The sequence below is a fragment of the Nonomuraea sp. NPDC050547 genome, from assembly GCF_044457345.1.
Lineage (GTDB): Bacteria > Actinomycetota > Actinomycetes > Streptosporangiales > Streptosporangiaceae > Nonomuraea.
Genome location: NZ_JBITGW010000003.1, coordinates 495,034 through 508,432, shown reverse-complemented (window position 1 = coordinate 508,432; position 13,399 = coordinate 495,034). Strand labels below are relative to the sequence as shown.

13 protein-coding genes and 1 pseudogene are annotated in these 13,399 nt (G+C 70.6%); 3 read left to right on the top strand and 11 right to left on the bottom strand.

Features of this window, described 5'->3' with window-relative positions:
- Positions 1–62: 62 nt before the first annotated feature.
- The 6 genes from ACIBHY_RS09985 to ACIBHY_RS09960 form a co-directional block, all read right to left on the bottom strand.
- Positions 63–2,843, bottom strand: a complete 2,781-nt coding sequence (locus ACIBHY_RS09985) for a BTAD domain-containing putative transcriptional regulator (RefSeq protein ID WP_397306466.1) — start codon at positions 2,841–2,843, stop codon at positions 63–65.
- Between the two features lie 90 nt (positions 2,844–2,933).
- A complete protein-coding gene (locus tag ACIBHY_RS09980) occupies positions 2,934–3,167 on the bottom strand; it encodes an alpha/beta hydrolase (RefSeq protein ID WP_397306465.1) in 234 nt (77 codons plus the stop codon).
- Positions 3,164–3,679 carry a hypothetical protein gene (locus ACIBHY_RS09975; protein ID WP_397306464.1) on the bottom strand — a complete coding sequence of 172 codons (516 nt, stop codon included), beginning with the start codon at positions 3,677–3,679 and terminating at the stop codon, positions 3,164–3,166. The genes ACIBHY_RS09980 and ACIBHY_RS09975 overlap by 4 nt, the downstream gene beginning before the upstream one ends.
- Positions 3,680–3,913: 234 nt before the next feature.
- Positions 3,914–5,095 (bottom strand): cytochrome P450, encoded by a 1,182-nt coding sequence (locus ACIBHY_RS09970; RefSeq protein ID WP_397306463.1) that lies wholly within the window; start codon positions 5,093–5,095, stop codon positions 3,914–3,916.
- A gap of 122 nt (positions 5,096–5,217) precedes the next feature.
- Positions 5,218–5,412, bottom strand: a complete 195-nt coding sequence (locus ACIBHY_RS09965) for a ferredoxin (RefSeq protein ID WP_397249468.1) — start codon at positions 5,410–5,412, stop codon at positions 5,218–5,220.
- Between the two features lie 18 nt (positions 5,413–5,430).
- Positions 5,431–5,571 (bottom strand): hypothetical protein, encoded by a 141-nt coding sequence (locus ACIBHY_RS09960; RefSeq protein ID WP_397306462.1) that lies wholly within the window; start codon positions 5,569–5,571, stop codon positions 5,431–5,433.
- A gap of 321 nt (positions 5,572–5,892) precedes the next feature.
- Between ACIBHY_RS09960 and ACIBHY_RS09955 the strand changes: the two genes are divergently transcribed.
- Both ACIBHY_RS09955 and ACIBHY_RS09950 read left to right on the top strand, forming a co-directional pair.
- On the top strand, positions 5,893–6,639 hold the full coding sequence (locus ACIBHY_RS09955) for a TetR/AcrR family transcriptional regulator C-terminal domain-containing protein (RefSeq protein ID WP_397249472.1): 747 nt from the start codon (positions 5,893–5,895) through the stop codon (positions 6,637–6,639).
- A 179-nt stretch (positions 6,640–6,818) separates the two neighbouring features.
- Positions 6,819–7,583 carry an SDR family oxidoreductase gene (locus ACIBHY_RS09950; protein WP_397306461.1) on the top strand — a complete coding sequence of 255 codons (765 nt, stop codon included), beginning with the start codon at positions 6,819–6,821 and terminating at the stop codon, positions 7,581–7,583.
- A gap of 88 nt (positions 7,584–7,671) precedes the next feature.
- Here the strand turns inward: ACIBHY_RS09950 and ACIBHY_RS09945 are convergent, their stop codons facing one another.
- Entirely contained in the window at positions 7,672–9,021 is a 1,350-nt protein-coding gene (locus tag ACIBHY_RS09945; RefSeq protein ID WP_397306460.1) for a carotenoid oxygenase family protein, read from the bottom strand.
- A 146-nt stretch (positions 9,022–9,167) separates the two neighbouring features.
- On the opposite strand from ACIBHY_RS09945, the gene ACIBHY_RS09940 reads away from it, so the two are divergent.
- Positions 9,168–10,070 carry a TetR/AcrR family transcriptional regulator C-terminal domain-containing protein gene (locus ACIBHY_RS09940; protein ID WP_397249478.1) on the top strand — a complete coding sequence of 301 codons (903 nt, stop codon included), beginning with the start codon at positions 9,168–9,170 and terminating at the stop codon, positions 10,068–10,070.
- Between the two features lie 282 nt (positions 10,071–10,352).
- Here ACIBHY_RS09940 and ACIBHY_RS09935 read toward each other — a convergent pair whose 3' ends face one another.
- The 4 genes and pseudogenes from ACIBHY_RS09935 to ACIBHY_RS09920 form a co-directional block, all read right to left on the bottom strand.
- Positions 10,353–10,742: a peptidase inhibitor family I36 protein gene (locus ACIBHY_RS09935; protein ID WP_397306459.1), complete on the bottom strand. Its 390-nt coding sequence runs from the start codon at positions 10,740–10,742 to the stop codon at positions 10,353–10,355.
- A 31-nt stretch (positions 10,743–10,773) separates the two neighbouring features.
- The gene (locus tag ACIBHY_RS09930; protein ID WP_397249482.1) at positions 10,774–11,157 is read right to left on the bottom strand and encodes a hypothetical protein; all 384 of its coding nucleotides are present in this window, start codon (positions 11,155–11,157) and stop codon (positions 10,774–10,776) included.
- Between the two features lie 224 nt (positions 11,158–11,381).
- Positions 11,382–12,329, bottom strand: coding sequence for an adenosine deaminase (locus ACIBHY_RS09925; RefSeq protein ID WP_397306458.1), 948 nt, complete (start codon positions 12,327–12,329; stop codon positions 11,382–11,384).
- Positions 12,330–12,408: 79 nt separating this feature from the next.
- Positions 12,409–13,314, bottom strand: a pseudogene (locus ACIBHY_RS09920) (RNA polymerase sigma factor); the annotation flags it as partial.
- Between the last annotated feature and the right edge of the window lie 85 nt (positions 13,315–13,399).

Below are 13,399 nucleotides of genomic sequence, written 5' to 3'. Positions count from 1 at the left end.
GGACACGTCCGGGAACCGAGGTCCTTCACGGTCAGGTAGTGAGCGTCCGTGGCCGGACGCAGCTATGCGTTCACCGCGGCCAGCAGGGTGCGGACGTCTTCGGCCTCCGGCAGCGAGAGGCGGTCGAAGATCTCCAGCGCTTCGGCGTGGCAGACGTGACCGCGTTCCCGCTGGCCGGTGGCGGTGAGGGCCTGGCCGAGGATCATCAGGGCCTTGCCCTGCCAGTGCTCGTCGTCGGCTTCCCGCAGCGCGGCCAGGCCTTGCTCGGCGAGTTCGAGGGCGCGGGCGTGATCGCCCAGGGTGAGGTAGATGCCGGCCATCCGGGTGGCGGCCGTGCCGATCCAGTCGAGCTCGCCGATCTCGCGGAAGCCCGTGACCGCGCTCTCGTACATGCGCAGCGCCTCCTCCAGCGAACCCACGGCCTGCAGCGTGAACGCGAGCTGGTAGGGCGCCCACGGGTGCCGCGGGGTGCCGCCGCCGAGCTCGGCGTGGACGCGGTAGGCCGATCTGGCCGCCTCCACGGCCTGGCCGGGCTCGTCGGCGGCGGCGAGTGAGCGGGCCAGCAAGCCGAGCCAGAGAGCTTGGGCGCCCCTGTCGCCGCGGCCGGCGAAGATCTCCACGCCTCGCCTGATGAGCTCGACCGAGCCCTGGTAGTCGCCGTCGTCGTAGGCCTGGACGCCGAGGGAGGCGGTGGCGACGGCCGTCACGTAGGGGTCGCCCTGGGCCAGATCGATGGCCGCCAGGGCGTCGGACCGGCGTGCCTCCCGGTCGGCCGAGGACAGCGTCGAGCGGAGGTAGCGGGCCAGGCCCTCGGCCCGCGGCTCGCCGCCGGCCCGCGCGACCAGGAGGTCGAGGGTGTGCTGGAAGGCCACCGACTCCGGTGCGACGTCCGTGAGCATGTCCACGATCCAGGCCAGCCGGTAGCGGTCGGCGTGCTCGCGCGTGGCGGCCTGCCGTACGACAGAGAGCAGGGCGTCGGTCTCGGCGGGATCGAAGGCGTCCCGGCACTCGCCGGTGGGCAGCAGCTCGGCGCGCAGGTCGCCGGGAAACAGCGAGCGGAAGCGGCCGGCGACAGCGGCGGCGGAGTACTCGAGCAGCCGGTCGAGCGCCGCGCCGGCGCCGGAATCCGCCCGGCTCCTGGCGAACACGCGCAGCAGATCGTGGAAGCGGTAGCGGCCGGGCGAGAGCGACTCGAGCATGCTGACGTCGACCAGCGCCTCGCACACCGCCTCCGCCTCCTGCTCGGGCAGATCCAGCAGCGCGGCCGCGGCACGCAGCGAAACATCCGCCATATCCGGTACGGCCAGCAGCCGGAAGGCCCGAGCGTGCGCCTCGTCGAGCTGCTCATAGCCCAGCGCGAACGTGGCCTCGATCGCCAGATCGCCGGCGCGCAGCTCCGACAGCCTGCGCCGCTCGTCGGAGAGCCGGTCGCGCATGCCGGCCACACTCCAGCCGGGCCGGGCGGCCAGCCGGGCGGCCGCGATCCTGATCGCCAGCGGCAAGAACCCGCAGGCCGCGACCAGATCCATCGCCGCGCCCCGCTCGGCCGCCACCCGCGACTCACCCACGATCCCGGACAACAGCCGCAACGCGGCCACCGGCCCGAGCACCTCCAGGTCCAGCTGGCGTGCGCCGGTCAGCCCGATCAGCCGGGCCCTGCTGGTCACCAGCACCCCGCAGGTGGCCGAGCCGGGCAGCAACGGCCGCACCTGAGCCACCCCGGCCGCGTTGTCGAGCACCACCAGCATCCGCCGGTCGGCCACCATCGAGCGATACAACGCCGCCCGCTCGGCCGGCTCCTCCGGCGCCTCCTCCACACCCAGCGCGCGCAGAAACGCGCCGAGCACAAGTTCGGCCTCCAGCGGCTGGACGCCCGAGCCGCGCAGATCGACGAACAACTGCCCGTCCGGGTAGTCCCCGGCCAGCCGGTGCGCCACGTGCACGGCCAGCGTGGTCTTGCCCACCCCGCCCGCACCCGCCACCGCGCAGACCACCAGCGCCGACGCCTCCCCTGGACGCAACGCCTGCGCCATCGCCTCCACCTCGCTCCGGCGGCCGGTGAAGTCGGCCACGTCAGCGGGCAGCTGACGCGGCACCCGCCGGGCCGGCGGCCCTGCGGCGGTTCCCGGCCGGGCGGGTGCGCGGCCGAGCGCCGGGTCGGCGCTGATGATCCGCTGGTAGAGCTCGGCCAGCTCGGGTGAGGGATCCACGCCGAGCTCGTCGGCCAGCAGCCTGCGGGTGTCGGTGTAGACGCCGATGGCCTCGGCCTGCCGCCCACCGCGATAGAGGCCCAGCATGAGCAGGCCGCGCAGGCGTTCCCTGGTCGGGTACTCGGCGCACAGGGTGCTCAGCTCGACGACCACCTCGGCGTGCTTGCCTTCGTCGAGGTCCTGGCCGAGGCGGTGTTCGAGGGCGGCTAGCCGCTGCTCGGCCAGGCGGGCGCGCTGGGCCTCGGCGTAGTCGCCGCCGAGCCCGGCCAGCGGCTCGCCGCGCCACAGGGCCAGCGCCTCGGCGTAGCGGCCTTCGCCGTACAGCATCCGCAACTCGGCGGCATCACACGCGCCCGCCCGCAGCGCGTACCCATCGCCAACCGACACCAACGCATCGGCCCCCAGCACCGCACGCAACCGCGACACATACGTGCGCAACACCTGAAGCGCGGTACGCGGCCGCGCTTGACCCCACAGCGCATCCATGAGCTGGTCACCGCCGACCGCCCTGCCGTCGGCGAGCAGGAGCACGGCCAGCACCAGGCGCTGCTGCGGCGAGCCAAGCTCCAACTCCCGGCCGTCACGCCACGCCTGCACCGGGCCGAGCACCGAAAACCTGAGCTCATCCCCCATGCCCGCCCACCCCCGTCATCCTTCACCGCAAGGACGATCACCCTACCGTCCACCCCGAGCGCGGCCTTCCCCACAATCTCCCAGCCCCGCCTACACGCCAGTGCGCGGCTCGGGCACGTCACCCCGGGAGGCCGGCAGCTCGCTCGTCGGTGTGCGGGTGTAGGAAACCGCCGGGCAGCGCATGCCAGGAGCGGGAAGCGCCTGCTCGATGAGGTAGCGGTCGAGCGCGTCGCGGGTGCACGCACTGCGGTTGTAGATGCTGTGCCCCCAGCCCTCGTAGGTCAGCAGCCGCGCCTCACCGCCGATCTGGCCGGCCGCGTTCACCGCCCAGGCAGCGTGTCGACGTGGTCGAACAGCGGTCCGGTCCTGGCCCGGCAGTCGGCGCGGAGCCGGTCGTTGTGGTCGAGCCATCGATCGAAGTCGGCCTGGCTCTTCAGGAAGGGGTCGGCTGGTGCCTGCCGCATGAGTTCGACGGAGCAGGCCACGGGATTGCTGCGCGCCACACCGCGGGGGTCGAACCCGACGATGTCGAACCTTCGGGTGATCTCCTCGCTGAAGTAGCCCTGGCGTCTCAGGATGAAGTCGACCCCGGATTCGCCGGGACCACCCGGGTTGACGCTCAGGGAGCCGATTCTGGCTTGGGGGTCGGTGGCCTTGCGCCTGGCCACGGCCAGGTCGATGGTGGGGCCGCCGGGGTTCGCCCCATCGAGGGGGACGGTCAGGGTGCCGCACTCCGCGGTCGGGTTCTCGACGCAGGGTGCCCAGGCGATGGCCCGGCCGGCCGACGTAACGGCCGCAGCCGCGTTCCCGAGGAGGACCAGAACCGTGACCATCATCAGAAGAACGGGCAGGGTACGAACGGATCTTGTCATGCTTCTCCGGTCATCAAGTCGAAAGGCAGGCGAAGCGCCTGTTCCTCATCGTCGGATCAGGACGTCGCCAGTGAGACGAGGATGGCCGGCGAGCCCGCCGTCGTCCGGAGAAAGCGGGTCATGACCAGGGGCCGGAACCAGCCGGGGAAGGCTTCCTCGGCTGCTCTCATCAGTACCTAACCTCTGTGATCAGTACATCTAGAAGGTAACCGGTAGTTCGCGTACGCCGTAGACGTTGGAGTTGGTGCGCATCGGCACCTCTTCTGGCGTGACGGCCAGCCGTAGGCCGGGGAAGCGGGTGAGCAGCGCGGGAAGGGCGACGCGTAGCTCGACGCGGGCCAGTTGCTGGCCGAGGCACTGGTGGATGCCGTGGGCGAAGGCGAGGTGCCCGGTGGCCTGACGGTTCAGGTCGAGGGTGTCGGGGTCGGGGAACCTGGCCGGGTCGCGGTTGGCGGCGTTGGCCGCCAGGACCACCGTTTCGCCTTCCCTGATCAGATGGCCGTTCAGTTCAACGTCTCGCAAGGCGGCGCGGATGCCGGTGTGGGCGATGGTCAGGTAGCGCAGCAGTTCCTCCACCGCCTTGTCGGCGAGGCCCGGGTCCTCGCGCAGTGCGGTGAGCTGGCCGGGGTGCTGGAGCAGGGCGAAGGTGCCGAGGGCGATCATGTTGGCGGTGGTGTCCAGGCCGGCTCCCAGCAGGAGGGTGACGACACCGGCGAGTTCCTCGTCGGACAGGTCGGTGCCGGTCAGGTCACTGAGCACGTCGTCGGTCGGGTCGGCCCGTTTGGCCAGGACGAGATCGCCGATGTACTCGCCGAGCGCGGCGAAGGCGGTGAACTGGTCCTGCGGCGAGGAGGCGGCGATGCTGTCGGCCGCCTGGCGGCGGAAGGTGTCGCGGTCCGCGTACGGCACGCCGAGCACCTCGCAGATCATGATCGCGGGGATCGGCTGCGCGTAGGCCTTGAGCAGGTCGAGCGGCGGGCCCTGCCGTTGCATGGCGTCCAGGTGCTCGGCGGTGACCTCCTCGACGCGTCCGGTGAGCTGCCGCATCCGGCGGACGGTGAACTGGCCGGTCAGCAGCTTGCGGTAGCGGGTGTGCTCGGGGGCGTCCAGTCCGGACAGGTCTCCGATCGGCGCCGGGGGCATCGGGCCCGATCCGGCGGGGACGAGGGGGTGGTGCAGCAGTTCGTAGCGGGAGGTGAAGCGGGGGTCGGCGAGCACCTCGCGGACCAGGGAGTGGCTGGTCACCAGCCAGCCCTGGTGACCGTCGGCGAACGCCAGCCGGGCGATCGGCTGCCGCTCGCGCAGGCTCGCCAGTTCCTCGGGGGGATCGAAGGGGCATCGCGCGGGGCGCTCGTGGGGGAAGGCTACAGATTCGGACATTTCATACTCCCTGATTCCAAAGGTGGGGGCGTGCAGGGGTGCGGAGCTCGCGCGGGCTGTTCCGGCCGGGCAGTCCGGCCGTGGCGGTGGTGGGCGACGACGGACCGGTCGTGGGGCAGGGTTCATTCGGTGATCTTGATGGCCATGGCCGGGCAGACCTGGGCCGCCTGGCGGGTCGCCTCCTGGAACTGGGGTGCGGGTTGCGGTCGCAGGAGTACGACGAGGCCGTCGTCGTCGCGCTGGTCGAAGACGTCGGGTGCGAGCAGGGCGCACTGGCCGGCGCCGACGCAGGCGGGAGTGTCCACGTCGATGTGCATGACTGGGTTCCCTCGGCTTCAGTGATGGGTGCCGGCGACGATGTCCGGCACGGCCCGCAGGCCCTCGCGGTCGCGGAGGGCCGAACTCCAGATCGAGGTCGCCCTGCGCCGCTCGTCGTCGTCGAAGACGGTGATGAGGATCGACAGCGTGCCGGGCATGACGAGCGCGCCGCAGCAGTCCGGCGAAGACCAGGATGTAGGACGCGGCGATCCACTGGATGTCCTGAGCGGTGGCGCCCAGGTCGTGGGTGAGGGTCGGGATCGCCACGGTGAGTACGCCGTTGTCGACGACCAGGACCAGAGCGCACAGGCACAGGACGGCCAGGATCAGCCAGCGCCGGGGATGGCGTTCCATCCGCGACACCTCCTTCTTGAACGTTGTTTGACAGTTTTAACGCCGTTAGAAACAGTCAACACCGTACATGAAGTCTTACGTTGTTCAACAGGGCGGCTATGCTGGGCCGTGAAGAAGGAGGTCGCATGTCAGGCGATGAGCAGGCGCTCGGCTCGGTGTGGACCCGCCCGGCCCGCACGAAGCGGGCACGGCCCGAGCTGAGCCGCGAGCAGATCGTGTCCGAGGCGATCCGGCTGCTCGACGAAGAGGGCATCGACGCGCTGACGATGCGGCGGCTCGGCAGCCGGCTCGGCGCCGTCGCCCCGGCGCTCTACTACCACGTGAGCAGCAAGGACGAACTTCTCGAACTCATCGTGGACCAGATCTACGGCGAGATCGAGGTAGCCGGGGAATCGGCCGGCTGGCGGGGCGGCGCCGTTCGCACCGCGCGCAGCCTGCGCTCGGTGATCCTGCGCCATCCCTGGTTCGCCTCGGTGATCGGCGAGGCCGGCCTGGTCTTCCTCGGGCCCAACATGATGCGCGCCTCGGAGGACATTCTCGCCCTGTTCGAACGCGGCGGCTTCACCCTGGAGCAGGCCGACCACGCGCTGAACACGCTGATCGCCTACGTCCTCGGGTCGGCGATCAGCGAGGCCGCGTTCCTGACCACGCTGGCCCGCAGCGGACGCTCCGAGCGCGACCTGGTCGAGCAGGTATGGCCGGCGGCCGAGAAGGCGGCGCAGCCGTTCCCGCGCCTGAGCAGGCTGTACGCCCTCCACCACGGAAGGAACCTCCACAGCACCGGCGACGCGGACTTCGACCGCCGACTCGACCTGTTCCTGGACGGCCTGCAGACCTGGCTCACCCCCGCGAACGGCCACGACGGCCCTTGACCCGCTGCGGGCCCGAGGCACGTCTCCGACCCCGGTTGTGATCTTCGGTGCTCATCGGCTTCGTGACGCGGGCGATCGGTGGGACACGTCACATCGTCGATCTGTCACACCGATCATGCGGCCGGCGTCTCTTGGTCGTCAGGGCGCCGACGCGCCTCCTCCGGTTCAGGGAGTCGAGCATGACCGAACAGGCACACCAGAAGATCGCGCTGGTCACCGGTGCGAACAAGGGGATCGGGCGGGCGGCCGCCGAGCGGCTGGCCGTACTGGGAATGACGGTTCTGATCGGCGCCAGGGACCGGCGGCGCGGTGAGGAGACCGCGGCGGCGCTGCGCGCGGCGGGTGGCGACGCGCGCGCGATCGTCCTGGACGTCACCGACCAGGTCACCGTCCAGGCCGCCGCCCAGCGGATCGAGGCGGAGTTCGGCCACCTCGACGTGCTGATCAACAATGCCGGCATCACCGGCTCCGGGCGGACCTCACCCATGGACGCCACCGACCAGATCCCCAGCACCGTCGATCTGCACATGGTGCGAGCGGTGTTCGAGACCAACGTCTTCGGGTTGATCGCGGTGACCAACGCCATGTTGCCGCTGCTGCGACGTTCACCCGGGCCGCGCATCGTCAACGTCAGCAGTCACGCCGCGTCGCTGACCCTCACCAGCGACCCGGACGGGCCCTTCGCCGCGCTGCTGCCCTCAGCCGCGTACACGCCGTCGAAGTCCGCGCTCAGCGCGCTGACCGTCCAATACGCCAACGAACTGCGCAAAGACAACATCCTCGTCAACGCCGTCGCCCCCGGCTACGTCGACACCGACAGCAACAACCACACCGGGCACCTGACCCCCGCCCAGGGCGCGGCGGTCCTGGTCCGCCTGGCCACCCTCGCCGCCGACGGGCCGACCGGCGGGTTCTTCAGCGAGGAGGGCCCGGTGCCCTGGTGACAGAAGTCCGGTGCCGCATGCGGGACCGGCTGACCAGGCCGGCGAGCCGGCTCAGCTCATCGCATCACGCGGGCCGGAGGGACCGCCGTCAGGCGTCGGGGATCCAGTTGCCGTGGAAGCCCAGCGGGACGCGGACGGGCAGGTGGACGCGGGCCACCGGCGGGCCGGTGAAGTCCTGGGCGGACAGGATCACCAGGTCGGAGGCGCCGCGGTCGGGGTCGGCGACGTAGGCCATCAGGTAGCCGTCGTCCTCCTCGCCGCCACCGGACGGGTTGGCCGCGAACGCCGCCTCACCGACCGCCGCGTCGCGCGCGAACCCGTGGACCTCGGTCGTGCCGCTTACGAGATCATGCTTGACCAGCGCGTTGGTGAACGCCTCGTCGGGGTGCGGCCCGTCGGGCGTGAACGGCGTGCCGTACAGAGGACTCACCGCGGAGTAGCCGAAGCGGTGAGGGAGAGAGGCGAACGCGTCGTTGACCCGCGGGAAGTCCTGCGGCCGGTCGTCCACGCGGCGCTGGTCGACCGTGCCGGCCGCCAGGTCGATGGTCCAGCGGTCGAGCGTCGGCTCGATCCCGCCCGGGTCGGTGACGTCCATCGGGCCCGCGGATCTGATCAGGTCGACGGTGATCGTGGAGCCGTCGTCGTAGGCGTTGAGCGTGTGGCTGACGAAGAACGGGTCGACGGGCAGCCAGCGCACCTCCCCGCCCGTCCGGGGGAGGACCCCCACGCGTGCCTGGTGCGCCGGGTTCCACCGGAAGGGAACCGCCTCCATGCTGAAGACCAGCGGGATGTCGAAGACGATGACGTAGTTCTGCGACAGCGCGAAATCGTGCAGGAACGGGGTCTCCTCGCCGGCCAGCGGGATGTCGGTCACGCGCGTCACCGTGCCCGCGGGGTCGGTGACGATGTGCTGCGCGAACGGCTGCCCCATCAGGTACGCCAGGGAGTGCAGGTCACCGGTGCGCGGATCCACCTTGGAATGCGCGTTGGCGCTGAAGCCCTCCGGGGTGGCGCCCATCGGGCAGGGACCGACCGTATCCAGTTCGTAGCCCAGTTCGTGGGTGAGCCCGCCGGCCTCGACGAGGGCGAGCGTGCGCCCGGCATGACCGATCACGTGCACATTGGGGGACGGCAGGATGAACCCGGGAGGCTCCTCGCCGTCTCGCAGCTTGTCCAGCGCGTCGGCGACCTCCGTCGAGCGGACCCAGCGGTTGCGATACCACTCGGCGCGGCCGTCCCGGATCCGAACGCCGTGCACCATGCCGGCGCCAAGAGCCCAGAAGTGGGCGGTGGGATCCTCCACGCCGAGCGGATTGGGCCCTATTCGCAGATAACGGCCCTCAAGATCGGCGGGAAGGCTGCCGGTCACCGGCAGGTCGAGGGCGGTCACCTCCTCCTTCACCGGGGCGAAGGGACCCTCCAGGTAGCGGTTGCTCATTCTCACTCCTCTTGTACGGTGTACGAGCAGGACGGTACGCCGTACAAGGCATCGAGCAACCGCTTGAGCCGCGTGTGCTAGCCCAGCCTGACGCGTGCATACCACACGACTTGGCGGCCGTTGCCCGCATGCTGTGTACTAGCACAATGGGTCCAGGTGAGCCGCCGTACCGGCAGATCGTCACGGAGATCAAGCGGCGCGTCGCGGAGGGCGAACTCCGCGCCGGCGACCGCGTCCCGTCGACCCGGCAGGTCGCCGTGCAGTGGGGCGTGGCCACGGCGACCGCCGCCAAGGCGCTGAGCACGCTGCGCCAGGAGGGTGTGGTGGTGGCCGTCCCTCGCGTCGGCACCGTGGTCGCGGAAAAGCCCCGGATCCGGCCCGTACGGCAGGCCGCCCCGAGGGTGGATCGCGAACGCCTCGTCGGCATGGCGATCGCCATCGCGGACGCCCAGGGATTCGCCGCGGTGTCCATGCGCGGCCTCGCCACAGCGCTCGACATCCCCACCCTGTCGCTCTATCGCCACGTACGCGGCGAGGAGGACCTGGCCGCGCTGATGTCCGACAGCGCGTTCGGCGAAATGGAGTTCCCCGCGACCTCGCCCGCGGGCTGGCGGGCCAGGCTCGAAATGGCGGCCCGCCTTCAGTGGAACCTCTACCAGCGGCACCCGTGGCTGCCCCGGCTCGTCTCGCTCACCCACCCCCAGCCCATGCCGAACATGTTGCGACACGCGGACTGGGTCCTGCACGCGTTGCGCGAACTCGGGCTCGACACGGAGACCGGCCAGATGGCGTGGTGGACGGTGGTCAACTACGTCAGGGGAACGGCGACGAACCTGGAGCCGCAGGCGGAGTCGGAACGCCACACCGGCCTGACCTCCGAGCAGTGGTGCGCCTCCCACATGCCGCTCTTCCACGCCGGCCTGCCCTCGGGCTCCCTCCCGGAGCAGCTGCCGCACCCCGACTTCGACCTGACCGCCTACTTCGAGTTCGGCCTGCAGCGCGTGCTGGACGGCATCGCCGTCCTCGTCGGCCGCCGGCACCGCCACTGACCAGACACAGAGCAGATGCCAAGATCACAACCAGTACGGTGGCGCGAGGGTGAAGCTCTACAACGCTTCACAAGCGGAGATCGCGTCCTACGGAAAGGGCAGGCACGGCATCCCCAACGAAATTCTGTACGCGACGGAGTGGATCAGAATCTGCTGAACCAGCCTCCTGGGAACGACCGCCCTACGCCCCCACCTGTCACCAAGCGGGGGCGTAGGCCATTCGACGGTCTTCTGCGCCCAAACCGGCACCGCGCGATTCTTGCTGCCGTACGCACCTGGCGCTCAGCAGGCTCCGGGGTCGATCCGGTTCATGCGGCGGCCGAACTTGGACTTGGTGCTGTAGAAGCGGGAGTAGTCGCCCTTGGCGGCCCGGTGCGCCTCGCGGACGCGGCCGTCACCGTAGGTGTCGACGAAGCAGGCGTCGGCCTCGGCGATGAACGACCTCACGTTGTCGGCCAGGCAGGACTCCAGGTAGCGGACGCCGTCGGCGGGCTTCCACTGCAACGTACACGTGTTGACCTTGAAGTCCGTCTCGTTGTAGAGGCAGACGTGGCCGTCCGGGCATATCGGCGCCGCCGCGGCCGGTGAGACGGCGAAGGGCGAAGGGATCATGGACACCGCGGCCAGGCTCAGGGCGGCGGCGGCGACACGGGACGTGGTGAAGAGTGTCATGGGAAGGCCTTTCGCGAGGGCGGGTCGTGGGTCAGCAGGAGGGGTCGATGCGGTCCCAGTTGAGGCCGTATCCGCCGCCGTACTTGTAGGCGCGCGAGTAGTCGCCCTTGACGGCGCGGTGCGACTGCCGGATCTGGCCCCTCCAGCTGTCGACGAAGCAGGCGCCGACCTCGGCCCTGAACGAGCCGACCCAGTCGCGCAGGCAGACGGGCAGGGTCTGGACGCCGTCGGCGGGCTTCCAGATCCACTCGCAGCCCGATCTCACGTAGTCGTGCTCGCGCCAGAGGCAGACGTGTCCGTCGGGACAGTCGGCGGATGACACGGCCGGTGCGGCGGCGGCCGGCAGCGGGGCCGCGGTGATGATCGTCAGAGCGCAGGTGGCCGCTGTGGCGAGCCCTGCCCATCGGATGTGCATGGTGACGCTCCTGTGTACGGGCGAGCGGCCTGTTCAGCCGCCGGTTCATCGCTTACACAGTCAGGACAGCGGGATCGCCTGGGTGTCCAACAGGGCTTCGGACGGGCTCGGACAACCTCGGACGGTGCGTGCCGCGCCCGGCTCGGCTACGGTCGCCGTGCGCGCCCGGAGCCCGGCCCCGGTCCAACAGGCCCACCACCAGTGACAGCGCCAAGGGCCTGCGGTTACGTGGCGGTGGACAGCCAGGTGGTGATGTCGGTGTTCAGGCGGTCTTTGAGGGCGGCCGGGGCGAAGGAGGCGTTCACCGCGTTTCTGGCGAGGCCGGCCAGGACGGCGTCGCCGTATCCGAAGACGTCGCGCAGGCGCTCGTACTCGGCGGCCAGGTCCGTCTCCCCGTCGGTGTTGATCGTCACCGTCAGGCCGGCGTCGAGGAGGCGGGGCAGGGGGTGTTCGGGGAGGGAGGGGACGAGTTTGAGCAGGACGTTCGAGCTCGGGCAGACCTCCAGCGCGATGCCGGCCGCGGCCACCCGCGCGGTGAGGGCCGGGTCGTCGAGGATGCGGATGCCGTGGCCGAGGCGGGCGGTGCGGCCGGGGCCCAGGGCGGCGCGGATGCTGTCCGGGCCCGCGGACTCGCCAGCGTGGTGGACCAGGCGGATGCCGGAGGCGTGGGCGGCGTCGATGACCTCGGTGAAGGGGGCCAGCGGGTACTCCTCGTCGCCGGCCAGGCCGATGGCGACGACCTCCGGATGGCTTTGGGCTAGTTTGAGGGTTTTCCAGAGGCGTTCGGCGGGGCGGCGGCGGGAGTGGTCGAGGATCACCCGGCATTCGACGCCGTACTGGCGGCCCTCGGCCAGGCCCTCCAGGACGGACTCCAGCGGCATGTCCGGGCGGCCGAGCCGTTCGCCGTGGGCGGCCGCGGTGAAACTCACCTCCGCGTAACGAGTCCCCTGGGCCGCCTCGTCCTCGCAGAACTCCCTGGCTATGCGGCGGAAGTGCTCGGGTTCGACCAGGCGCTGCCTGACCTGCGCGCGGTGGTCGGCGAAGTCGCGGAAGGTGGCGAACGGGCCGCCGCGTCCGGCGGGGCCGCCGAGCTCCTCCGAGGTCTCGGGGCGGACGGTGCTCTCCAGGTGTACGTGCAGGTGCGCCTTGGGCAGCGCGCGCAGGTCTCTCACCGCACGGACCCTAACCGACCGCCCACCTGCGAAGCAGCCCATTTTCCGCCCGGGAAGGAACTCACATGGGGGCGTCGAGCTAGCTGAGGTAGTCGCGCAGGGCCAGGGCGCGGGAGGGGTGGCGGAGCTTGGACATGGTCTTGGACTCGATCTGGCGGATGCGCTCGCGGGTCACCCCGTACACCTTGCCGATCTCGTCGAGGGTCATGGGCTTGCCGTCGGCCAGGCCGTACCGCATGGTGATGACGCCCGCCTCGCGCTCGGTCAGGTCGTCCAGCAGCGACCGGAGCTGCTGCTGCATGAGCGTGAACGAGACCGCGTCGGCCGGTGAGACCGCCTCGGTGTCCTCGATGAGGTCGCCGAACTCGCTGTCGCCCTCCTCGCCGAGCGGGAGGTGCAGGGAGATGGGCTCGCGGCTGTACGACTGGACCTCGACCACGCGCTCGGGCGTGATCTCGACCTCGGGGGCGAGTTCCTCCGGCGTGGGCTCGCGGCCGAGTTCGATCTGCATGCGCCGCTGGACCCGGGCGACCTTGTTGATCAGTTCGACCATGTGCACCGGGATGCGGATGGTACGGGCCTGGTCGGCCATCGCGCGGGTGATGGCCTGCTTGATCCACCAGGTGGCGTAGGTGGAGAACTTGAAGCCCAGGCGGTAGTCGAACTTCTCGATGGTGCGGATGAGGCCGAGATTGCCTTCCTGGATGAGGTCAAGGAAGAGCATGCCGCGGCCGGTGTAGCGCTTGGCGATGGAGACGACCAGGCGCAGGTTGGCCTCCAGCATGCGCTCCTTGGCGCGCAGGCCGTCCTCGGCGACCCATTCCAGGTCGGCCCGCAGGTCGAGGGGGAGGCCGGTCTCGGTGTCGAGCCGTTCGCGGGCGAACAGACCGGCCTCGATGCGCTTGGCCAGCTCGATCTCCTGCTCGGCGGTGAGCAGGGGGACCCGGCCGATCTCCTTCAGGTACGCCTTGACCGAGTCGCCGGTGCCCGGGGCGCTGTCGTCCAGGACGGGAAGCTCTGCTACTTCGGACAAGACGCTCTCCTCGCTTCGGTGGGCCGGCTTCGTCGGT

Coding starts and splice junctions, on each gene's coding strand:
- ACIBHY_RS09985 (WP_397306466.1), bottom strand. CDS start 2,843: ATGGGGGATGAGCTCAGGTTTTCGGTGCTCGGCCCGGTGCAGGCGTGG.
- ACIBHY_RS09975 (WP_397306464.1), bottom strand. CDS start 3,679: ATGATGGTCACGGTTCTGGTCCTCCTCGGGAACGCGGCTGCGGCCGTT.
- ACIBHY_RS09970 (WP_397306463.1), bottom strand. CDS start 5,095: ATGTCCGAATCTGTAGCCTTCCCCCACGAGCGCCCCGCGCGATGCCCC.
- ACIBHY_RS09965 (WP_397249468.1), bottom strand. CDS start 5,412: ATGCACATCGACGTGGACACTCCCGCCTGCGTCGGCGCCGGCCAGTGC.
- ACIBHY_RS09960 (WP_397306462.1), bottom strand. CDS start 5,571: ATGCCCGGCACGCTGTCGATCCTCATCACCGTCTTCGACGACGACGAG.
- ACIBHY_RS09955 (WP_397249472.1), top strand. CDS start 5,893: ATGTCAGGCGATGAGCAGGCGCTCGGCTCGGTGTGGACCCGCCCGGCC.
- ACIBHY_RS09950 (WP_397306461.1), top strand. CDS start 6,819: ATGACCGAACAGGCACACCAGAAGATCGCGCTGGTCACCGGTGCGAAC.
- ACIBHY_RS09945 (WP_397306460.1), bottom strand. CDS start 9,021: ATGAGCAACCGCTACCTGGAGGGTCCCTTCGCCCCGGTGAAGGAGGAG.
- ACIBHY_RS09940 (WP_397249478.1), top strand. CDS start 9,168: ATGGGTCCAGGTGAGCCGCCGTACCGGCAGATCGTCACGGAGATCAAG.
- ACIBHY_RS09935 (WP_397306459.1), bottom strand. CDS start 10,742: ATGACACTCTTCACCACGTCCCGTGTCGCCGCCGCCGCCCTGAGCCTG.
- ACIBHY_RS09930 (WP_397249482.1), bottom strand. CDS start 11,157: ATGCACATCCGATGGGCAGGGCTCGCCACAGCGGCCACCTGCGCTCTG.